Raw genomic sequence first — 20,551 nt, 5'->3', positions numbered from 1 at the left:
GCGCGCGCGTGGGCCGGGCATAATCCGCGCCAGAAAACGCGGCCGCATAGCCAGTGGACCAGGGGGGCCGGACAGCCGTCGCCCAGAACGCCCTGACACCAATCTGCAACATCCAGCCAATACCGTGCCGCATCGCTGTCTCCACAGCGGTGTCGATTTCCTATGGTGCCCGGCCATCTCGCCGGCTGCCCCGATCTGTACTACCAGAGACCTCTGCATGCCCGCTCTACGCCACGCCCCTGTGTCGACGCGTCTTCTTTCCCGTTCCCTGCCGGCCGCCCTGCTGCCGCGCCGCCACGCCCTGGCGCTGGCCTGCGCTTCGGCTGCGCTGATGCTGTCCGCTGCCGCCTCGGCGCAGGACGCGCAGTCGGCCAGCGCGACCTCGCTGGACACCATCACCGTTACCGCCGACCACCGCGAGCGCAACCTGCAGGAAGTGCCGGTCTCGGTCGGTGTGGTGCAGGGCGAGAAGATCCGCGACTACACCGCCGGCGGCGACGACACCCTGCTGGCACTGTCGGGCAAGGTGCCCAGCTTCTACGCTGAAACCACCACCGGCCGCATCTTCCCGCGCTTCTACATCCGCGGCCTGGGCAACATCGACTTCTACCTGGGTGCTTCGCAGCCGGTCTCGATCATCCAGGACGACGTGGTGCTCGAGCACGTGGTGCTGAAGTCCAACCCGGTCTATGACGTGGACCAGATCGAAGTGCTGCGCGGCCCGCAGGGCACGCTGTTCGGCCGCAACACCACCGCCGGCATCGTCAAGTTCGACACCATCAAGCCGAGCCAGGACTACAGCGGCCGCGTGCAGGCCAGCTACGGTACCTACGGCAGCGTGGCGATCGACGGCGGCTTCGGTGGCCCGATCAACGATATCGCCTCGTTCCGCGTGTCGGCGCTGTACCAGCACCGCGATGATTACGTCGACAACACCTACCGCGGCCCCAGCGCCGATGGCACGGTCTCGCCGAAGAAGAACGCCATGGGCGGCTTCGACGACCGCAACGTGCGCGCGCAGCTGCTGCTGCAGCCGACCGAGAACTTCTCGCTGCTGGCCTCGGCCCATGCACGCGACTACGACGGCACCTCGACCCTGTTCCTGCGCAGCGCGCTGACCAAGGGCTCCAACAAGACCGACGTGCCGCGCGACCAGGTCGCCTACGACGAAGCCGACAACAACCCGCAGGCCTACAAGACCTACGGCGGCTCGGTGAAGGCCATCTACGATTTCGGCAACGTCTCGCTGACCTCGATCACCGCCTACGAAACCACCTCCGGCTACAGCCGCGGTGACACCGACGGCGGCGCGGCCGTGAACTACCCGGTCAACGGCGTGCCGAACGGTTACGGCCAGTCGATGGGCCAGATCCGCGATCTGGACCAGTGGACCCAGGAGTTCCGCCTGGCCAACGCCGACGACAACCGCCTGAAGTGGCAGGTCGGCGCGTTCTACTTCGACGGTCGCGACACCACCGATTTCTACCAGCGCGCCTGGTTCCTGCAGGGCAACGCGCGCAACCCGAACAACTGGGTTCGCCTGCGCAACGTCAACACCTCCTGGGCCGGCTTCGGCCAGGTCAGCTATGACGTGACCGACAAGTTCACCCTGACCGCCGGCCTGCGCCAGACCAAGGACGAGAAGAAGACCCGCCTGCTCAAGACCGCCGATACCGCCGCCGGTGCCGTGACCTACAAGGGCCGCACCTACGTGGAGATGTCCGACACCACGCCGAGCTGGGATTTGAGCGCGATGTATGCGTTCAACCCGCAGCTGAGCGTGTACGCGCGCGTGGCCCGCGGCTTCCGCGGCCCGACCATCCAGGGCCGTTCGGCCGTGTTCAATGCCGACTTCACCACGGCGAACTCGGAAACCATCCTGTCCTGGGAAGCGGGCATCAAGAGCAGCCTGTGGGACAACCGCCTGCGCGTGAACGCGGCTGCGTTCACCTATGTGGTCAACGACATCCAGCTCAACGGCAACGATTCGGACGGCAACGGCGTGCTCTTCAACGCCGACAAGGCCAAGGCCTACGGTCTGGAAGCGGACATGGAGCTGCGCCCGATCCCGAACCTGGCCCTGAGCGCCGGCGTCAGCCTGCTGCACAGCAAGATCCAGGACGACCGCGTGTACGCGCAGGTCTGCGCCCTGAACGGCGCCGTGGTGTGCACCGTGAACGACCCGACCATCAAGGTCGGTGCCAACACCTTCGCGCAGATCAACGGCAACCCGCTGCCGAATGCACCGAAGTACAACATCAACCTGGCCGCGCGTTACGACATGCCGGTCAATGACGCCGATGTGTTCTTCGTCTCCACCGACTGGAACAAGCAGGGCTACACCAGCTTCGTGCTGTACGACTCGGCCGAATTCAACTCCAAGGGCAGCTTCGAAGGCGGCCTGAAGCTGGGCTACTCGGCCAACTACGGTGCCTGGGAAGTGGCGCTGTTCGCGCGCAACATCACCAATGAGAAGAACCTCAAGGGTGTGATCGAGAACTACATGGCCGCGGTCTACAACGAACCGCGCACCGTGGGTGTGTCGCTCAACATGAACTGGTAAGACCCACGTCGCCGGTGCTGCGCTGCTGCGGCACCGGTGTGTCGGATCCAAGAGACAACGCCCCGCAGATGCGTGGCGTTGTCGTTTCAGGCAGGTGGCAGCAGAGGGGCCAGGATCGGCTCGAGCTGCGCCTGGCGCCAGCCGGCCAGCGCCGTGGGCCACTGGCGGCGTTCGATGTAGCTTTCCAGGTGCTTGCGCGAGGCCAGTACGCCGTCGGGCAGGCCAAGTTCGGCACTGCGCGCGCTGACCGCATCCTGCAGCCGCTTGAGGGCCTGCTTGTTGGCATCGTTGGCCGGCAGCGCCAAAGGGGCTTCGGCTTCATCGGCAAGCGGGGTGATCAGCGCCTGCCAGACCTGCGCGGCGAGTTTGCGCGGGGCCTTGGGGAAGCCTTCCATCAGTTTGGACAGCGCATCCACATCGGCCGGCGGCGTGCGTGCCAGCACGGCGGCCAGTTCGTTGTCGAGCACCCAGCTGCGCGGCTTGTCGCTGGCGCGGGCCTGCACGTCGCGCCAGCGCAGCAACCGCAGCAGGCGCAGCTGTGCCGGGGTATCCATGAACTGCGCCGAGCGCATCGCCACATGCGGCCAGCGCTCTTCATCGTGTTCCACACTGGCGAGCAGGCGCTCGGCATCGTCCTGCAGCCACTGGCGGCGGCCGAGTTCTTCCAGGCGTGCGTCGATGGTGTCGTGGATCTGGAACAGGTACTCCACGTCGTCGGCGGCGTACTCCAGCTGTGCCTCCGAGAGCGGGCGGCGCATCCAGTCCGAACGGGTCTCGCCCTTGGCCAGGGTGACGCCGGTGACCGCAGTGACCAGCTTCTGGTAACCCATGCCGCCGCCGATGCCGGCCAGCGCAGCGCCGATCTGGGTGTCGAAGAGCGGGCGTGGCAGCACGCCGCAGGCGACCTTGAAGGTGACCAGGTCTTCGCTGGCGCTGTGCATGATCTTGAGGATCGAGGTATCCGTCAGCCACGGGGCCAGGGCCTCGTTCATGCCGGGGATCAGCGGGTCGATCAGCAGGATTTCATCGCCGACCGCCATCTGTACCAGGGCCAGTTGCGGCCAGTAGGTGCGCTCGCGGATGAACTCCGTGTCCAGGCCGATGCGGGTGGGGCGCTGGCGGAAGCGCTCGTCCAGTTCCGCCGGGGTTTTGATCCAGTAAGCCACGTGGGATTCCATGTACTGCAAAGGGGTGCTCAGGTCGGGGAGGATAGCCTAACCCCGTGCCACGGCCGGCATGCCTGCGCAGTGCGATGAACGCCCGGGCCGCCAGCGGTCGCCGCCCGCGACGGTGGCGATTATGATGATCGCCTGTCCGCACCTGCGGCATGCCGCCTGGAACGCGACTGCACCCGGGGCACACGGCGTGCGGCAGGGCGCAGGCGCTGCAAGACGATGCCATGCCCCAAGGACCCCCATTTGCGACCGTCAGGCACATTGCCGCTGCTGTTCACCGCACTGCTGGGGGTGCTGGCCGCCTGTTCGCCCGCGCCTGCGCCCGCCCCGGCAACCCCAGCGGCCACGCCCGCTGCGCCGCGGCCCACGCCCAGCGCACCGGTGGCGCAGGTCACCATCGGTGGCGAGGATGCGGCCGAGACGGTGGAGCGCTGGCAGCCACCTGCGGTCACCCTCGTCGACGGCGAAGCCGCGCAGGCACGCCGTGACGCCGCGCGCGCCTTCGAAGAAGACCGGCTGTACCGCAGCGCCGAGGATGCGATTCCGATCTGGCTGGCGCTGCTGGAGCGCGATCCCAAGGACAGGGTGGCCCAGGCCGGCCTGAAGCGCGCCCGTCAGCGTCTGCTGGAGGAAGCGTCCGCCTTGTTGGACCGCCCGCTCAAGCAGCGTGAGGCGCTGGCCCAGGCCAGCGAGATGGCCCTGGTCCTGCTGACCCTGGCGCCCGACGATGCCAAGGTACGTGAGCTGCAGTCGCGGGTGGAGATCGCCCAGCGCGTGGTGGCCTACAACCGCGCCGGTGAAGAGGATCTGCGTGCCGATCGCATCGGCGAAGACGGCGATGGCGCCATCCCCAATTTCCGCGAGGCGCTGGCGCTGGACGCGGACAATCCTCGTGCCCGGCAGGGGCTGGCCGCCGCAGAGAGCGCCCTGATCCGGCGTGCGGAAACGGCCGCGCGGGCCACTGACTTTGCGACCGCGGGGACGTGGCTGGCCGAAGCGGCCAAGGTGCGTGACTCTTCGATCACCATCGCCGATGCCTTCGAGCGCATCGAGAACATCCGCTCTGACACCCTGGCGCGGCTGCGCAACGAGGGCCTGCGTGATCTGGCCACGCCGCAGGGTCTCAAGCCGGCGCGGCAGAAACTGGAAGATGCCCTGCGCATCGCATTGCCCGGTGATCCCGTCGTGGGCCAGCTGCGCGAGCGCATCGAACTGGTCACCCATTACGGCAGCTTCCGGCCGCGGCAGGTGTTCAGCGATGCCCTGCGCGATGGTGGCCGCGGGCCCCAGATGATCGTGGTGCCGCATGGCGGATTCCAGATGGGCGCCGCCGAGAACGAACTGGGCGCGACCGATGCCGAGAAACCCTCGCATTACGTGCGGTTCGAGCGCGGCTTTGCGATGTCGATCACCGAAGTGACGGTCGCCGATTTCCGCCGCTACGTGCAATCCACCAAGGCCCGCCCACGTGCCACGCGGCGCGGGCATTCGATCGTGTACGACGAGCGCAGCGGCAACTTCGTCCGCCGCAGCGGCGTGGACTGGCAGTCCGATTACAACGGCGCCGAGGCGATCGCCAACCTGCCGGTGATGCACGTCAGCGTGCGCGATGCCGAGAATTACGCGACCTGGCTGTCCGAACAGACCGGACGCTCGTACCGCCTGCCCAGCGAGGCCGAATTCGAATACGCGCTGCGCGCGGGCAGCAGTGGCCGCTACCCGTGGGGCGATGCGGGCACGCCGCCCGCGCGCGCCGGCAATTTCACCGGCGCCGAGGATGTCTCACCCTCCGGCCGGCACTGGTACAACGCCTTCGTCGGCTACGGCGATGGATACTGGGGGCCGGCGCCGGTGGGCAGCTTCGATCCCAACCCCTGGGGCCTGCACGACATCGCCGGGAACCTGAGCGAGTGGGTGGCCGACTGCTGGCATGCCAGTTACCGGCGGGCACCTGCCGATGGCGTGGCCTGGTTCAACCCCGGCTGCCGGCAGCGGGTGATCCGTGGCGGCAACTGGGCCAACGCTCCGGCACAGACCCGCGCGGCGTGGCGGCAGTCGCAGGACTCGGACACCACCAGCGCCCGGATCGGCTTCCGCCTGGTCCGCGGTATCTGACCAACGGCGCGCCGGGTCGGATTTTCACCCGGCCACCCACCGCGCGTTCTAGGATTGGCGCAGTGTCGGGCAGGGTGCCGCGGCCATCTCAGGAAGCAAGCGCATGCGCAACGATCCATTCGGCGGTCAGCAGCAGGGCCGCGCCCGGCGGCCGGGCCTGTTCGGCAACATCCGCTGGTGGGTACTGCTGGCCTTCGCCGGCTATGCCGCGTTCTACTGGTTCTCCAACCGTGCGGTGGATCCGTACACCGGCGAAAGCGTGTTGATCGACAGCTCGCTCGATGCGAGCCAAGAGAAGGCGCTCGGCCTGCAGGCCTACCAGGAAATCCTGGCCCAGGAGCGGCCGTTGGATCCGAATGCGCCACAGTCGCGCGAGATCCAGGCGATCGCCCAGCGCCTGATCGCCAAGGTGGACGTGGTGGAAACCGCGCTCGCCGAGGAACATGGGTTGAAGCCTGCGCACTTCGCGCGTGACTTCGAATGGGAGGTCAACGTGATCCCGTCCGACCAGGCCAATGCGTTCTGCCTGCCGGGCGGCAAGATGGCGGTCTATACCGGGCTGATTCCGGTCGCGCGTACGGTGGATGCGATGGCGGTGGTGATGGGGCATGAGATCGCGCATGCCTTGCTGCGTCATGGGGCCCAGCGCATGGCCCAGCAGAAGATGACCCAGATCGGGCAGATGGCCGGCGCCGCCAGCGGCATGGACCCGCAACAGCAGCAGATGATGATGTCGGCGATGGGCTACGGCTACCTGTTGCCCTATGCGCGCAGCCATGAAACCCAGGCCGATGAGGTGGGCCTGATGCTGGCCGCCGCAGCGTGCTTCGACCCGCAGGAAGCGATTCCGCTGTGGGAGCGGATGGGGCAGGCCAGTGGGGGGCAGTCGACCTCGGAATTCGCGTCCACGCATCCCAACCCGGGCACGCGCATCCAGAACCTGCAGGCGTTGATGCCCAAGGCGATGGAATACCGGCAGAAGTTCTGCGAAAGCGCGGGGCGTTGAAGGCGAACGGCGTGGCGTGGGCGCGCTGGGTCAGCGCGCCGGTTCGTTGACCGTTACGTCGATCACGCCGTCCTGCACGCGTGCCTGGAGCGTATCGCCGGGGCGCACCTGTAGCGGCGAACGCACCAGGCTGCCATCGTCCTCGCGGGTCAGGATGGCGTAACCGCGCGCGACGGTGGCCAGCGGGCTGACTGCTTCCATCGAACGGGCGAGCGCGCGCAGGCGCAGATTGTCGCGCTGCAGCTGGCGGCCGATTGCACTGTCTGCACGTGGCAGCAGCCGTTGCAGGCGCTCACGCAGGGCATCCAGCCGGCGCTGCGGGTGACCGCTGCGCAGTACAGTCGCGGCGTGGCGCAGATGGGCCAGGCGGCCCTGATGCTGTGTCGTCCACGCTGCGTGCAGGCGACGCGCGACATCCTGCTGGCGGCGCTGCAACAGCTGCAGGCGCGATTGCGGGCTCTGTGCGTTGAGGCGCAGCAGGGCGCGATCGGCCCGCTGCATCGCTTGCCCGAGGCTGTGCCGCTGCAGCTGTGCCAGGCGCGCATCCAGGCGGCGCACGCGCAGCAGCAGGTCGCGCTGGTCGGGTACCAGCAGTTCGGCCGCGACCGAGGGCGTGGGCGCGCGCAGGTCGGCGGCGAAATCGGCGAGGCTGAAGTCGGTTTCGTGACCCACCGCAGAGACCACCGGTGTCTGGCTGGCGGCAATCGCGCGGGTCAGCTGCTCGTCGTTGAAGGCCCACAGATCCTCCATCGAGCCGCCGCCGCGGGTCAGCAGGATCACATCGTAACGGCCGCTGGCATCGGCTGAACGCAGCAACGAGGTCAACTGCGCGGCGGCGCTGTCGCCCTGCACCAGGCTGGGCAATAGATCCACTTCCAGCATCGGGAAGCGCCGTTCCAGCACGCTCAGCACGTCGCGCACCGCCGCGCCGGTGGGCGAGGTGATCACCGCCAGGCGGCGCAGATGGGCCGGCATCGGCCGCTTGCGCTCGGGCGCGAACAGGCCCTCGGCCTCCAGCCGCGCCTTGAGCTGCTCGAAGGCGCGGCGCAGGGCGCCTTCGCCGGCTTCTTCCATGTGGTCGAGCACCATCTGGTACTCGCCGCGGGCTTCGTACAGGGTCAACCGGCCCCGCGCGAGCACGCGCATGCCTTCGCGCGGCACGAACTTCAGCCACTGGCTCTTGGGCTTGAACAACGCCGCGCGGATCTGCGAGCGCGCGTCCTTCAGCGTGAAATACATATGGCCTGAGGCCGGGCGGGTAACGCTGCCCAGTTCGGCTTCCACCCAGATCAGCGGGAACGCGCCTTCCAGCAGGTCGCGGGCCAGGATGTTGAGCTGGCTGGGCGTGAGAATCTGCGCGCTGCGGTCCATGGGGGCATCAGGCCAAACGGTACGAACGGGGGGCCATGGTCGCACGTCGGCGGCGATGCTTCATCCCGCGGTGGCGCGCGTGGCGTGCTGTTGCAGGGCCCAGGCCACATGCTCGCGCACGATCGCCGAAGGGTGCTCGCGCCGTGCCTGCAGCGCGGCCAGGGTCTCGGCATGGGTCGGCGCATTGCCCAGCGCCACGGCGATGTTGCGCAGCCAGCGTTCATGCCCGCTGCGGCGGATCGGGCTGCCTTCGGTGCGGCGCAGGAACTCGTCTTCTTCCCAGGCGAACAGCTGGGCGAGCGAGGCGGTGTCCAGGTCATTGCGCGCGCGGAAATCCGGCTCGTCGGTGCGCTTGGCGAACTTGTTCCAGGGGCAGACCAGCTGGCAGTCGTCGCAGCCGTAGATGCGGTTGCCCATTGCGGTGCGCATCTCCTCGGGAATCGCGCCGTCATGTTCGATGGTGAGATAGGAAATGCAGCGACGTGCATCCAGGCGGTGCGGGGCGATGATCGCCTGGGTCGGGCAGACATCGATGCAGCGCGTGCAGGTGCCGCAGTGCGCGCTCGCGGGTGTATCCACCGGCAGCGGCAGGTCGATGTAGATCTCACCGATGAAGAACCACGAACCGCCCTGCTTGTCGATCAGGCAGGTGTGCTTGCCGATCCAGCCCAGCCCGGCATTGCGCGCGAGGGCGCGCTCCAGCACCGGGGCCGAATCGACGAACACGCGGTAACCGAAGGGACCGATTTCCGCGGCGATGCTGTCGGCGAACTTCTGCAGCCGGTTGCGCATCAGCTTGTGGTAATCGCGGCCCAAGGCGTAGCGCGCCACGTAGGCGCGGTCGCCATCATGCAGGGTGTTCCAGGCTTCGGCGTCATCCTTGTGGCCGTAATCCATACCGACCGAGATCACCCGCACCGTGCCCGGCAGCAGTTCATCCGGCCGCGCGCGAAGGGTGCCGTGCCGCGCCATCCACTCCATCGTGCCGTACAGGCCCTTGCCCAGCCAGTCGGCCAGGTGGGCTTCGTCCTCGCGCAGATCGATCCCGGACACGCCGCAGCGCTGGAAGCCATGCACGCGCGCGATCGCACGGATGCGGTCGGCGGCGCGGGCCAGGTGGACGGGGGCGGGGAGGGGGACGGCGGACATGGCCTGGGCGGAAACGGAGCCTGGGAAGGGCGCGGCAAGGCTGCGCCTGGGCGACAAGTATAGAATCCCGGCATGCCCGAGCTTGCTGAACTGTTCGATATCGCCGCCGCGCGCCACCTGGATGCGCAGGCCAGCGCCCTGCTGGGCGATGGGGGAGCCTCGCTGATGCAACAGGCCGGCTTGGCCGCCTGGCACTGCCTGCTGGAGCGCTGGCCACAGGCGCAGCGCATCGGCGTGGTGGTGGGGGCCGGCAACAACGGCGGCGATGGCTATGTGCTGGCCGGTCTGGCCCGTGCAGCCGGCCGCCAGGTGACGGTGCTGCGGCTGGCGACCGATGCCCCGGCCACGACGTTGTCGCAGCAGGCCGAGCAGGCGTTCATCGCCGCCGGCGGTGCGGTAGCGCATTTCGATGGCGGCCTGCCGCCGGTGGACCTGCTCGTGGACGCGCTGTTCGGCATCGGCCTTAACCGCGCGCCAGCCGGTGGGGCGGCCGATCTGATCAACGCGATCACTGCCTCGGGCCTGCCGGTACTGTCGCTGGACGTGCCCAGTGGCGTGGATGCGCAGACCGGTAACGTGCCGGGCGTCGCCATCCGCGCCACGGTCACGCTGCAGTTCATCGTGCGCCACCAGGGGCTGTATACCGGCGCGGCGCTGGAGCATGTCGGCGGGCGTCGGCTGGCCGCGCTGGAACTGCCTGCCGACGGCGACCAGGGCGTGCAGCACAGCGCCGAGTGCTGGCAGCAACCACGCCTGCGCGCACAATTGCCGGCCCGCCGCGCCAACACCCACAAGGGCGAATCCGGCCACGTGCTGTGCGTGGGCGGCAATCTCGGCAGCGGCGGCGCGGTGATGCTGGCCAGTGAATCGGCATTGCGCGCGGGCGCAGGGCTGGTGAGCGTAGCGACCCAGGCAGCGCATGTCGCACCACTGCTGGCCCGCCTGCCCGAAGCGATGGTGCATGGCGTGCAGGACGCGCAGGAGCTGCAGGCCCTGCTGCCACGCGCCGGGGTGATCGCGATCGGGCCGGGCCTGGGCCAGGACGACTGGGCACGCGAACTGTGGCGGCAGGTGCTGGCCAGCGGGAAGCCGCTGGTGATCGATGCCGATGCCCTGAACCTGTTGGCCAAGGCACCGCAGCCGCCCGGTGATGCGATCCTGACCCCGCACCCGGGCGAGGCCGCGCGCCTGCTCGGGTTGAGCGCGGCGCAGGTGCAGGCGGACCGCTTCACTGCCGCCAAAGCGCTGGCCGACCGGTTCCACGCGGTGGTGGTGCTCAAGGGCGCCGGCAGCGTGGTCGCCGCGCCCGACTCGGTGCCGCGGGTGATCGCCGCCGGCAACCCCGGCATGGCCGTGGGTGGCATGGGCGACCTGCTCACCGGCATCATTGCCGCCCTGCGCGTGCAGGGCCTGGGCGCGTTCGATGCGGCCAGTACCGGCGCATTGCTGCACAGCCTGGCCGGCGATGCCGCCGCCAGTGACGGCCAGCGGGGCCTGCTTCCCACCGATCTGCTGGCTCCGCTGCGCCGGCTGGTCAATCCGGACGTTTGAACATGATCGAGTTTTTCCTCGCGCAGACCCAGGACACCGACCTGCTCGGGCAATGGCTGGCCGCGACCCGTCCGCCGCAGGCGGTGATGCAGCTGCAGGGCGACCTGGGGGCTGGCAAGTCGACCCTGGCCCGCGCCCTGCTGCGCGCGCTGGGCGTGCAGGGCGCGATCCGCAGCCCGACCTACACCCTGGTGGAACGCTACCCGCTGGCCGACGGGCACGAAGCCTGGCATCTGGACCTGTACCGGATCGGCAATGCGCAGGAGCTGGATTTCCTGGGGCTGGACGAGGGCAGCGCCTCGCTGTGGCTGGTCGAATGGCCCGAGCGCGGCGCCGGTGCGCTGCCGCCGACCGATCTGGACGTCGCACTGGAGATCCATGGCCAGGGGCGGCGCGCCCGGCTCACGGCGACCAGTCCTGCCGGTCGCGAATGGCTCGAACGGCTCCCCCAAGGGGGTGACTTGCAGGCCCTTTCTGTCGGCTGACACTAGGAACCACCGGCAGGTTACGGATTATTAAGGGAAAAGGAGTTGCATTTCATTCAGCGCGGTGATTGAATCCAGACCCATGCCAATGGGGAAATCACTCACCGCCATCTGCACTGCCGTCGGACTCTGTCTGGCGAGCGCGCTGTCGTGGGCGGGCGAAGTCCGCCAGGTGGCCGTGGAGACCGGTGCGACCGGTACCCGTGCGGAGATTTCGCTGGCCGGCAGCGGGGGTTACAAGACCCTGTCCCTGGCCGGTCCGAACCGCCTGGTGGTCGATTTCCCGGACTCGAGCGCGATCCGCAACCTCAAACTGCCGGCGCCCAAGGGTGTGGTCACGGCGGTCCGAACCGGGCAGCCGGTGCCGGGCACGTTCCGCGTGGTGTTCGACCTGGCCGAATCGGTCGCGCCGTTCCGCCCGCAGATGATCAAGCAGGGGGATCAATCGCGGCTGGTGATCGAGTGGCCGGGCGATGCGCCAACGTCCACCCGCGTGGCCAGCGCGCCGACACCGACACCTGCTGCTGCGTCTTCGCCGACGCCTGCGCCACCGGCTTCCACGCCGGCCGCAGCCACTCCGACGCCCGCGCAGGCCGCTGCCCAATCCGCACAGGCGCGCAGCGATGCCGCGCGCGCCACCGCCTTGCTGACCGCCTCGGTGCGCCAGCAGGCCAGCGCCACCGTCGCCACCTCGGCACCGGCGCCGGGCCCGGCGGCGACCACCGCCACCACCGTCAACGTGGCCGCTGCCGGCACCGCCAATGCCGCCAGCAACAGCGCTTCACCGGCCGCCATCCTCGCCGGTCAGTCGACCACGGCCGTGGTCGCCAGTGCGCCGGTGCCCACCCCGGCGCCGACGCCCACCCCGGTGACGCCGCAGGAGAACCCGCGTCCAGCGATGCCCAGCGACGCCTCGCGGGTGAAGATGCGTGCCGGCATGCGCCCGCTGGTGATCGCGATCGACCCGGGCCACGGCGGCCAGGATCCCGGCGCGGTCGGCCCGACCGGCAAGCGCGAAAAAGACATCACCCTGGCAGTGGCGCGTGAACTGGCCCGCCAGGTCAACGCAACGCCCGGCCTGAAGGCTTATCTGACCCGCGACAGCGACGTGTTCATCCCGCTGCCGATGCGCGCGCAGAAGGCGCGCGCCGCCAAGGCCGACATGTTCATCTCGATCCACGCCGATGCCGCCGAGAACCGCGCGGCCACCGGTTCGTCGGTCTACGTGCTCTCGACCAAGGGCGCGTCCTCGCAGCGTGCGCGCTGGCTGGCCGACAAGGAAAACGCCGCCGATCTGGTCGGTGGCGTGCGCCTGCAGCAGACCGAAGGCACCCTGGCCAACGTGCTGCTGGATCTGGCCCAGAGCGGTTACATGAAGGCCTCCGAAGACGCCGCCGGGCATGTGCTGGGCGGCCTGAAGCGGATCGGCAAGAACCACAAGCCCAACATCGAACGGGCTAACTTCGCGGTGCTGCGCACCTCGGACATGCCGGCGATGCTGGTCGAAACCGCGTTCATCTCCAACCCGGATGAAGAGCGCCGCCTGATCGATCCGGCCTACCAGCGCCAGATCGCCGGGGCCGTGCTCGATGGCGTGCATACCTTCTTCAGCCGCCAGCCGCCGCCGGGCACCCTGTACGCTGCGCGCGCCCAGGCCGAGATCGACGCCGCCGGTACCGTGGCGGGCGGCAGCAAGTAAGCCCGCCACGGTACCGCCCGGCGCACGCTATCATCACGGGATGACGTCTGTTTCCCGAATCCCCCTCGCCGCTGCGCCTCTCACCTCCGTCAGCTGGAGGTGCGCATGAGCATCCGCCAGCTTCCCGAGATCCTGATCAACCAGATCGCCGCTGGCGAAGTGGTCGAGCGGCCCGCGTCCGTGGTCAAGGAACTGGTCGAGAACGCGCTGGACGCCGGCGCCACGCGGGTTGATATCGACCTGGAAGAGGGCGGCGTGCGGCTGATCCGCATCCGCGATGACGGCGGTGGCATTGCACCGGAAGAGCTGCCGCTGGCCGTGTCGCGCCATGCGACCAGCAAGATCGCCAGCCTGGATGATCTGGAGTCGGTGGCCACGCTCGGCTTCCGCGGCGAAGCGTTGCCGTCGATCGCCTCGGTCAGCCGCTTCACCCTGAGCTCGCGCCGTGCCATCGACGAACACGGCTCGGCGTTGCAGATCGAAGGCGGCCGGCTTGGCGAGGTGACCCCGCGCGCGCATGCGCCGGGCACTACCGTGGAAGTGCGCGAGCTGTTCTACAACGTGCCGGCCCGCCGCAAGTTCCTGCGCGCCGAGCGCACCGAGCTGGGCCATATCGAAGAGTGGCTGCGCTCGCTCGCGCTGGCGCGGCCGGATGTCGAGCTGCGCGTGTCGCACAACGGCAAACCTTCGCGCCGCTACAAGCCCGGCGATCTGTACTCGGACGCGCGCCTGGGCGAAACACTCGGCGAAGACTTCGCCAACCAGGCGCTGCGCGTGGACCACAGCGGTGCTGGCCTGCGCCTGCACGGCTGGATCGCGCAGCCCCATTACTCGCGGGCCAGCACCGATCAGCAGTACCTGTACGTCAACGGCCGCTCGGTGCGTGACCGCAGCGTCGCCCACGCGGTGAAGATGGCCTACGGCGACGTGCTGTTCCATGGTCGCCAGCCGGCGTATGTGCTGTTCCTGGAGCTGGACCCGACCCGTGTCGACGTCAACGTGCATCCGGCCAAGCATGAAGTGCGCTTCCGCGATTCGCGCCTGATCCACGATTTTGTGTACCGCACGCTCAAGGAAGCGCTGGCGGAAACGCGCGCCGGCATGACCGCTGCCGGCACGCAGGTGCACGCCACGGAGAGTGCCGCGACCGCGGCGCCGGCCTACGGTCTGCCTTCGTCAGGCAATGGGGGCTATGCACTCGCCGGCAGTGCAGCCGGTGGTGGCGGTGGGGGTGGCATGGGCGGCGACTGGCGCCCGCAGCAATCGCCACTGGGCCTGCGCGTGGCCGATGCCCCTTCCGCCTATGCGGCGCTGTATGGCGCGCCCGGTGGCACCGCCGCCGGCGGCAGCCTGCCGCCGATGCCAACCGAAAGTGGTTTGCCGGTCACGGCGGCCGACAGTGGCGTACCCCCGCTGGGCTATGCGATCGCGCAGCTGCATGGCATCTACATTCTCGCCGAGAATGCCGAAGGCCTGATCGTGGTGGACATGCATGCCGCGCACGAACGCATCGGCTATGAGCGCCTGAAAACCGCACACGACGGCATGGGCCTGCATGCGCAGCCGCTGCTGGTGCCGATCACCCTGGCGGTCGGCGAGCGCGACGCCGACACCGCCGAACGCGAAGCGGAGACCTTGACCTCGCTGGGCTTTGAAATCACCCGCGCCGGCCCCGGCTCGCTGCACGTGCGCAGCATTCCCGCCCTGCTGGCCAATGCCGAGCCGGAGGCGCTGCTGCGCGATGTGCTGACCGACCTGCGCGAGCATGGCCAGAGCCGTCGCATCGCCAGCGCCCGCGACGAACTGCTGTCGACCATGGCCTGCCATGGCGCGGTGCGCGCGAACCGGCGCCTGACCGTGCCGGAAATGAACGGCCTGCTGCGCGACATGGAAATCACCGAACGCTCGGGTCAGTGCAATCACGGCCGGCCGACCTGGGCCCGTTTTTCGCTGGCGGAAATCGACCGCTGGTTCCTGCGCGGACGTTGAGAGGACGGTCATGAACAAGCACTGGGGAGTGTGGGCGGCGGTATTGCTGCTGGCAGTGAGCGTGGCGGGGTGTGGCGAGAAAGCGGTGGATGCCCCTGCGAAGGTGGCGATCGATCCAGCCTTCGAGGCCGAACAGCAGCAGTGGCGCCAACAGCGCTACGAGGAACTGCATGCCGCCGACGGCTGGACCAGCCTGGTCGGCCTGCATTGGCTGGAATACAAAGCGCATTACATCGGTCGCGGCCCGGGCAGCGGCATCCGCCTGGCGGTCGGCCCGGACAAGCTGGGCATGGTCGCGCGCGAAGGTGACGCCGTCTGGTTCACGCCCGAGCGTGGGGTGGCGATGCAGGTGGATGGCAAGCCGGTCACCGGCCGCATCCGCTTCTTCAGCGATCGCGATCCGACCCCGACCGTCATCGCCTTCGACGACGGCAAGGGCCGACTCAGCCTGATCCATCGCGGCGAGCGGTTCGCGCTGCGGGTCAAGCAGGCCGACGCGCCTTCGCGGACGAACTTCACCGGCTTGACGTACTGGCCGGGCGGCGCGTCGTGGCGCGTCACGGCGCGCTTCGTGCCGCACCCGGCCGGCCAGACGCTGCCGATCGTGGACATCACCGGCCTGACCACGAACATGCCCAATGCGGGCGCCCTGGAGTTCGAGCGCGACGGCCGCACCTGGCGGCTGGAAGCCATCGGCGAGCCGGGCCGCGCGCTGTTCGTGATCTTTGGTGACCGTACCAGTGGTCACGGCAGTTATCCGGCCGGCCGTTATCTGGATCTGCCTGCGCCGGATGACCAGGGCCGCGTGGTGATCGATTTCAACCAGGCCTACAACCCGCCGTGCGCGTTCACGCCCTTTGCCACCTGTCCGCTGACGCCCCCTGAAAACCGCCTGGACCTGCGCGTGGACGCCGGTGAGCAGGCGTACCACGCCCCCGAAGGAGAGGCTTGACCATGTCGATGTTGTCGCGTCTGTTGTCCCCGTTGCTGATCGCTGCGGGCCTGTTGGCCGGCACGGTCAGCGCCGACGCGCGCCCGGTCGCGCCGCGTGCACCCGCAGCCGCCAAGGCCAGCCCGCCGGTTCCACTGCTGTGGAAGGTCACCGGCCCAGGCGACAGCCGCGTGTACCTGCTGGGCTCGTTCCATCTGCTGCAGCCCACGGACTACCCGCTGTCGGCGGATGTCGACCAGGCCTTCGCCGCCTCGCAGCGGGTGGTGTTCGAACTCTCGCCGCAGGACATGGAGTCGCCCGAACTGGCGCAGAAGATGGTGCAGGCGGCGATGCGCACCGATGGCTCGGAACTCAAGCGCGACCTCGATGCGGCCACCTGGACCCGGCTGCAGGCCTATGCGCAGGAAAACAAGCTGCCGCTGGCCCAGTTGCAGGGCATGAAACCGTGGTTCGTCGGGCTGACCATCACCCTGAGCCAGTTCACCAAGATGGGCCTGGACCCGGCGCTGGGGCTGGACCGGCATTTCATGACGCGGGCTGCCAGCGCGGGCAAGGCGACTGCCGGGCTGGAGGATATCGACACGCAGATCGCGGTGCTGTCGGGCATGTCGGCCAAGGAACAGCAGCAGATGGTGGCCGAAGCGCTGGAGCAGGCCGGCAAGGGCGACGAGATGGGGCGCAAGCTGCATGACGCCTGGCGCCGCGGCGACGACAAGCTGCTGTGGACCTCGATGGCCACCGAAATGCGCGGCCAGTACCCGCAGCTTTACAAGCGCATCAACACCGACCGCAACGATGCCTGGGTGCCCAAGCTGCAGCAGCATCTGCAGGCCGGGCAGGGCGGCACGATGGTGGTGGTGGGCACGTTGCACCTGCTCGGCAACGACGGTGTGGTCGAAAAGCTGCGCGCCAAGGGCTACAAGGTGGAGCGCGTCTGCACCGGCTGCGCCAAGCCCAAGCGCTGATGCGCGCGGCTGGACGGCGATAGGGCCGACCGCACGGGTCGATGACGTCGCCGGACCTTGGAACGAGAAAAGGCGCGGCCCGAGGGCAGCGCCTTTTTCTTTATTGCGCCGAGCGTGGGCTCAGCGGCGGGTCTTGCCTGCGCCCGGTGGCGGCGTTTCCGGCTTCTTGCCGGTACCCGTGCCCGTGCCGGTACCCGTCCCGGTGCCACCCGGGCGGCCGCCGAAGCCGGCGCCCATGTTGCGCTGGAAGTCCTGCCACATCTCCATGTTGCGCTCGGTCAGCTGGTTCATCATCGCCCAGGGGGTCTGGCCGAGCAGATTGCCCATCTGCTGGCGGAACTGCTGCTGCTGGTCCAGGAAGACCTGCATGCTGCGCTCCAGATAGTTGCCCATGAAGCCCTGCAGCGAGTCGCCATAGAAGCGGATCAGCTGGCTGAGCAGCTGGGTGGACAGCATCGGTTCGCCGTCCTGCTCCTGGTCGGCGATGATCTGCAGCAGCACCGAGCGGGTCAGGTCATCGCCGCTCTTGGCGTCACGCACCTCGAAGTCCTCACCGTCCAGGATCAGCTGGCGCACATCCTCTATGGTGATGTAGCTGGAGATTTCCGTGTCGTAGAGCCGGCGGTTCGGGTACTTCTTGATAATGCGGGTCGCAGCCATGAAGCAGTCACTCATCACAGTAGGCGCGCAGCATGGCGCAGTGCAGCAGCCTATGCAACCGCCATAGGTAGCAAGGGGCCGCATTTATGTTGCGCAACATGGAGTGCAGCATTTTCGGCGCTTACCACCCCATGTGGTGGCCGCCGTTGATGTCCAGGTTGGAGCCGGTGATCCAGGACGCTTCCTCGTTGACCAGGAAGGCCACTGCGTAGGCGATCTCTTCCGGCTTGCCGAGGCGGCCGGTAGGAATGTCGGCGATGATCTTGGCGCGCACTTCGTCCGGCACGGCCATCACCATGTCCGTTGCCACGTAGCCCGGAGAGATGGTGTTCACGGTGATCCCGAAACCCGCGTTCTCACGGGCCAGGGAAATGGTGAAACCGTGCATGCCGGCCTTGGCCGCCGCGTAGTTGGCCTGGCCGTACTGGCCCTTCAGGCCGTTGATCGAGCTGATCTGGATGACCCGGCCCCAGCCGCGGCGGCGCATCCCCTCGATTACCGGGCGGGTGACGTTGAACACCGAGTTGAGGTTGGTGTTGATGACATCGTGCCACTGGTCCGCACGCATGCGATGGAACGTGGTGTCGCGGGTGATGCCGGCGTTGTTGATCAGGATCTCGACCGGGCCCAGCGCCGCTTCGACGGCCTGCACCATGCTTTCGGCCGTGTCCGGCTTGGATACATCGCCCGGAAAGATCGCCACATCGCAGCCGCGGGCCAGCATCTTCTCGCGCCAGGCCTTGGCCTTGGCTTCGTCACGGTAGTTGGTGGCGACCCGATGGCCCTGGTCGGCCAGGCGTTGGCAGATAGCAGTACCGATACCGCCGGTACCACCGGTGACCAGTGCGACGCGAGATGTCATGAGCAGCTACTCCGAAAGGCAGGGCCAACAAGGGGGAACAGGATTCTGCAACATCAGCGGGCAAAAGGGGCAGCCCCGTCAGCCGGTTGCCGCATGGGGATGTCGCCCGGTGGCAATCGCACCGGATCGAAGCAGGCCGCCGCCTGGTGCAGCCAACCTGAAACGTCCTCGACACCCGCGCCGATCGCCGGGTCCTGGCCGAGCTGCGCCCAGGCCCGGCGCAGGGCCGGCAGCGGGTCGGCAGGGTCGATCGGCAGAGCGGCCTCGGACTTGGAGAGCTTGCGCCCATCGGGACCCAGCAGCAGCGGCAGATGCAGGTAGCGCGCGGTCGGCAATCCCAGCGCCTGCTGCAACAGGATCTGGCGTGGAGTGGAATCGAGCAGGTCCGCGCCCCGGACCACGTCGGTCACGTGCTGCGCGCCATCGTCGACCACCACCGCCAGCTGATACGCCCAGTAACCGTCGGCCCGGCGCAGCACGAAGTCGCCGACCTCGGCGTGTACGTCCTGCACGATCCGGCCCTGCAGGCCGTCCTCGAACCCCACCACGCTGCCCGGCGGTACCCGCAGCCTCACCGCCGGCTGCGCACGCGCGGCGCGGGCCACGCAGTGGTGATGGATGCCGCCCTGCGTGGCCAGCTCGCTGCGGCTGCAATGGCAGGCGAACGCATTGCCCTCGCGCAGCAGCCGGTCCAGCGCCGCCTGGTACAGCGCGCCGCGCTGGCTCTGATGGACGATCGGCCCGTCACTGCACAGCCCGAAGGCGGCCAGCGCGGCCAGTTGGCCGTTCACCGCACCGGGCACCGTTCGAGGAGGATCGACATCCTCCACCCGCACCAGCCAGCGGCCGCCGGCATGGCGCGCGAGCAGCCAGCTGCCCAGCGCCGCCAGCAATGAGCCGGGGTGCAGCGGGCCGGTGGGCGAGGGCGCGAAGCGCCCGCAATAGGAGGAATCGGACATGGACTATGAATCGTCGGTCAGTTTGCGACTTGAATTCAAGCTGAAGTCCCCGCAGATTTGCAGTCATCAACCTCCAACGAGCGTCCTTTTCCCATGTTCAGTCGCATTGCTCTCTTCCTGCTGACCAACTTTGCGGTGCTTATCCTGGCCGGCATCGTGATGTCGGTGCTGGGTGTCAATCCCAACCAGATGAGCGGTCTGCTGGTCTTTGCCGCCATCTTCGGCTTCGGCGGCTCGTTCATTTCCCTGCTGCTCTCCAAGTTCATGGCCAAGCGCTCCACCGGCGCGGTGGTGATCACCGAGCCGCGCAACCAGACCGAACGCTGGCTGCTGGCCACCGTCGAGCGGCAGGCCCGTGAAGCCGGCATCGGCATGCCCGAAGTGGCCGTGTACGAAGGGCCGGAAATCAATGCCTTCGCCACCGGCGCCAACCGAAACAAGGCGCTGGTCGCGGTTTCCACCGGCCTGCTGCACAACATGAGCGAAGACGAAGCCGAAGCGGTGCTCGGCCATGAAATCGCCCACGTCGCCAACGGCGACATGGTCACCATGGCCTTGCTGCAGGGCGTGCTCAATACCTTCGTGATCGTCCTGGCCCGCATCGTCGGTGGCTTCATCGACAGCGCCCTGTCCGGCAACCGCGAAGGCGGCGGCCGCGGCTTTGCCTACTACATCATCGTGTTCGTCCTGGAAATGGTGTTCGGCCTGTTCGCCACCATGATCTCCATGTGGTTCTCCCGTCACCGCGAGTTCCGCGCCGACGCCGGTGGCGCGCACCTGGCCGGCCGCCAGAAGATGATCGCCGCCCTGGAGCGCCTCAAGGTCAACCACGGCCAGAGCACCCTGCCGACCCAGATCGCCGCCTTCGGCATCGCTGGCGGCGCCGCCAGGAAGCTGTTCATGAGCCACCCCCCGCTGGACGAGCGCATCGCCGCCCTGCGCGCTGCCAACAACACCGTGGTGTGATCCGCACCGCGATGCGCTGACCAGAACGCCCGGCTTTCGCCGGGCGTTTTTGTTCCCACACACAACAACGGCGCCCGAAGGCGC

The 20,551-nt window shown here is 68.3% G+C and carries 16 protein-coding genes; 10 read left to right on the top strand and 6 right to left on the bottom strand.

Annotated features, from left to right (window positions below; translation table 11 throughout):
• The first annotated feature begins 331 nt into the window (after positions 1-331).
• Positions 332-2,563 carry a TonB-dependent receptor gene (locus C0R07_RS01340; protein ID WP_390331215.1) on the top strand — a complete coding sequence of 744 codons (2,232 nt, stop codon included), beginning with the start codon at positions 332-334 and terminating at the stop codon, positions 2,561-2,563.
• An 86-nt stretch (positions 2,564-2,649) separates the two neighbouring features.
• Here the strand turns inward: C0R07_RS01340 and rnd are convergent, their stop codons facing one another.
• A complete protein-coding gene (gene rnd / locus C0R07_RS01335; RefSeq protein ID WP_070471061.1) occupies positions 2,650-3,729 on the bottom strand; it encodes a ribonuclease D in 1,080 nt (359 codons plus the stop codon).
• Positions 3,730-3,957: 228 nt separating this feature from the next.
• Between rnd and C0R07_RS01330 the strand changes: the two genes are divergently transcribed.
• Both C0R07_RS01330 and C0R07_RS01325 read left to right on the top strand, forming a co-directional pair.
• Positions 3,958-5,853, top strand: a complete 1,896-nt coding sequence (locus tag C0R07_RS01330) for a formylglycine-generating enzyme family protein (protein ID WP_102788045.1) — start codon at positions 3,958-3,960, stop codon at positions 5,851-5,853.
• Positions 5,854-5,956: 103 nt separating this feature from the next.
• Positions 5,957-6,859 carry a M48 family metallopeptidase gene (locus tag C0R07_RS01325; RefSeq protein WP_070470864.1) on the top strand — a complete coding sequence of 301 codons (903 nt, stop codon included), beginning with the start codon at positions 5,957-5,959 and terminating at the stop codon, positions 6,857-6,859.
• 30 nt (positions 6,860-6,889) lie between these two features.
• Here C0R07_RS01325 and xseA read toward each other — a convergent pair whose 3' ends face one another.
• Entirely contained in the window at positions 6,890-8,230 is a 1,341-nt protein-coding gene (gene xseA, locus C0R07_RS01320; protein ID WP_102788044.1) for an exodeoxyribonuclease VII large subunit, read from the bottom strand.
• A 60-nt stretch (positions 8,231-8,290) separates the two neighbouring features.
• Positions 8,291-9,379, bottom strand: a complete 1,089-nt coding sequence (gene queG / locus C0R07_RS01315; protein ID WP_019182804.1) for a tRNA epoxyqueuosine(34) reductase QueG — start codon at positions 9,377-9,379, stop codon at positions 8,291-8,293.
• Between the two features lie 72 nt (positions 9,380-9,451).
• Here queG and C0R07_RS01310 point away from each other — a divergent pair, with 72 nt between their 5' ends.
• The 6 genes from C0R07_RS01310 to C0R07_RS01285 all read left to right on the top strand — a co-directional run bounded on the left by C0R07_RS01310 (position 9,452) and on the right by C0R07_RS01285 (position 17,020).
• The gene (locus C0R07_RS01310) at positions 9,452-10,930 is read left to right on the top strand and encodes an NAD(P)H-hydrate dehydratase (protein ID WP_102788043.1); all 1,479 of its coding nucleotides are present in this window, start codon (positions 9,452-9,454) and stop codon (positions 10,928-10,930) included.
• 2 nt (positions 10,931-10,932) lie between these two features.
• Complete coding sequence (gene tsaE, locus C0R07_RS01305) at positions 10,933-11,415, top strand: tRNA (adenosine(37)-N6)-threonylcarbamoyltransferase complex ATPase subunit type 1 TsaE (protein WP_070470209.1); 483 nt, start codon at positions 10,933-10,935, stop codon at positions 11,413-11,415.
• 88 nt (positions 11,416-11,503) lie between these two features.
• On the top strand, positions 11,504-13,114 hold the full coding sequence (locus C0R07_RS01300) for an N-acetylmuramoyl-L-alanine amidase (RefSeq protein WP_102788042.1): 1,611 nt from the start codon (positions 11,504-11,506) through the stop codon (positions 13,112-13,114).
• A 105-nt stretch (positions 13,115-13,219) separates the two neighbouring features.
• Entirely contained in the window at positions 13,220-15,103 is a 1,884-nt protein-coding gene (gene mutL / locus C0R07_RS01295) for a DNA mismatch repair endonuclease MutL (protein WP_070470204.1), read from the top strand.
• Between the two features lie 10 nt (positions 15,104-15,113).
• The gene (locus tag C0R07_RS01290; protein ID WP_102788041.1) at positions 15,114-16,055 is read left to right on the top strand and encodes a DUF1684 domain-containing protein; all 942 of its coding nucleotides are present in this window, start codon (positions 15,114-15,116) and stop codon (positions 16,053-16,055) included.
• Positions 16,056-16,057: 2 nt separating this feature from the next.
• The gene (locus C0R07_RS01285) at positions 16,058-17,020 is read left to right on the top strand and encodes a TraB/GumN family protein (protein ID WP_102788040.1); all 963 of its coding nucleotides are present in this window, start codon (positions 16,058-16,060) and stop codon (positions 17,018-17,020) included.
• Between the two features lie 120 nt (positions 17,021-17,140).
• Here the strand turns inward: C0R07_RS01285 and phaR are convergent, their stop codons facing one another.
• The 3 genes from phaR to gluQRS all read right to left on the bottom strand — a co-directional run bounded on the left by phaR (position 17,141) and on the right by gluQRS (position 19,501).
• Positions 17,141-17,680, bottom strand: coding sequence for a polyhydroxyalkanoate synthesis repressor PhaR (phaR, locus tag C0R07_RS01280; protein ID WP_070470221.1), 540 nt, complete (start codon positions 17,678-17,680; stop codon positions 17,141-17,143).
• Positions 17,681-17,801: 121 nt separating this feature from the next.
• Positions 17,802-18,542, bottom strand: coding sequence for an acetoacetyl-CoA reductase (gene phbB, locus C0R07_RS01275; RefSeq protein WP_070470196.1), 741 nt, complete (start codon positions 18,540-18,542; stop codon positions 17,802-17,804).
• Positions 18,543-18,595: 53 nt separating this feature from the next.
• Entirely contained in the window at positions 18,596-19,501 is a 906-nt protein-coding gene (gene gluQRS / locus C0R07_RS01270) for a tRNA glutamyl-Q(34) synthetase GluQRS (RefSeq protein ID WP_102788039.1), read from the bottom strand.
• A 93-nt stretch (positions 19,502-19,594) separates the two neighbouring features.
• On the opposite strand from gluQRS, the gene htpX reads away from it, so the two are divergent.
• Entirely contained in the window at positions 19,595-20,467 is an 873-nt protein-coding gene (gene htpX / locus C0R07_RS01265; RefSeq protein WP_070470190.1) for a protease HtpX, read from the top strand.
• Positions 20,468-20,551: the final 84 nt, after the last annotated feature.

The sequence above is a fragment of the Stenotrophomonas bentonitica genome, from assembly GCF_002887735.1.
Classification (GTDB): Bacteria; Pseudomonadota; Gammaproteobacteria; order Xanthomonadales; family Xanthomonadaceae; genus Stenotrophomonas; species Stenotrophomonas bentonitica_A.
This window is presented reverse-complemented; position numbering and strand designations above follow the sequence as displayed.

Excerpts from the sequence above, each read along its gene's own strand:
- phbB (WP_070470196.1), bottom strand. The coding sequence starts at position 18,542 with ATGACATCTCGCGTCGCACTGGTCACCGGTGGTACCGGCGGTATCGGT.
- C0R07_RS01310 (WP_102788043.1), top strand. The coding sequence starts at position 9,452 with ATGCCCGAGCTTGCTGAACTGTTCGATATCGCCGCCGCGCGCCACCTG.
- C0R07_RS01285 (WP_102788040.1), top strand. The coding sequence starts at position 16,058 with ATGTCGATGTTGTCGCGTCTGTTGTCCCCGTTGCTGATCGCTGCGGGC.
- mutL (WP_070470204.1), top strand. The coding sequence starts at position 13,220 with ATGAGCATCCGCCAGCTTCCCGAGATCCTGATCAACCAGATCGCCGCT.
- tsaE (WP_070470209.1), top strand. The coding sequence starts at position 10,933 with ATGATCGAGTTTTTCCTCGCGCAGACCCAGGACACCGACCTGCTCGGG.
- C0R07_RS01325 (WP_070470864.1), top strand. The coding sequence starts at position 5,957 with ATGCGCAACGATCCATTCGGCGGTCAGCAGCAGGGCCGCGCCCGGCGG.
- htpX (WP_070470190.1), top strand. The coding sequence starts at position 19,595 with ATGTTCAGTCGCATTGCTCTCTTCCTGCTGACCAACTTTGCGGTGCTT.
- gluQRS (WP_102788039.1), bottom strand. The coding sequence starts at position 19,501 with ATGTCCGATTCCTCCTATTGCGGGCGCTTCGCGCCCTCGCCCACCGGC.
- queG (WP_019182804.1), bottom strand. The coding sequence starts at position 9,379 with ATGTCCGCCGTCCCCCTCCCCGCCCCCGTCCACCTGGCCCGCGCCGCC.
- C0R07_RS01290 (WP_102788041.1), top strand. The coding sequence starts at position 15,114 with ATGAACAAGCACTGGGGAGTGTGGGCGGCGGTATTGCTGCTGGCAGTG.
- C0R07_RS01330 (WP_102788045.1), top strand. The coding sequence starts at position 3,958 with ATGCCATGCCCCAAGGACCCCCATTTGCGACCGTCAGGCACATTGCCG.
- C0R07_RS01340 (WP_390331215.1), top strand. The coding sequence starts at position 332 with ATGCTGTCCGCTGCCGCCTCGGCGCAGGACGCGCAGTCGGCCAGCGCG.
- phaR (WP_070470221.1), bottom strand. The coding sequence starts at position 17,680 with ATGGCTGCGACCCGCATTATCAAGAAGTACCCGAACCGCCGGCTCTAC.
- xseA (WP_102788044.1), bottom strand. The coding sequence starts at position 8,230 with ATGGACCGCAGCGCGCAGATTCTCACGCCCAGCCAGCTCAACATCCTG.
- C0R07_RS01300 (WP_102788042.1), top strand. The coding sequence starts at position 11,504 with ATGGGGAAATCACTCACCGCCATCTGCACTGCCGTCGGACTCTGTCTG.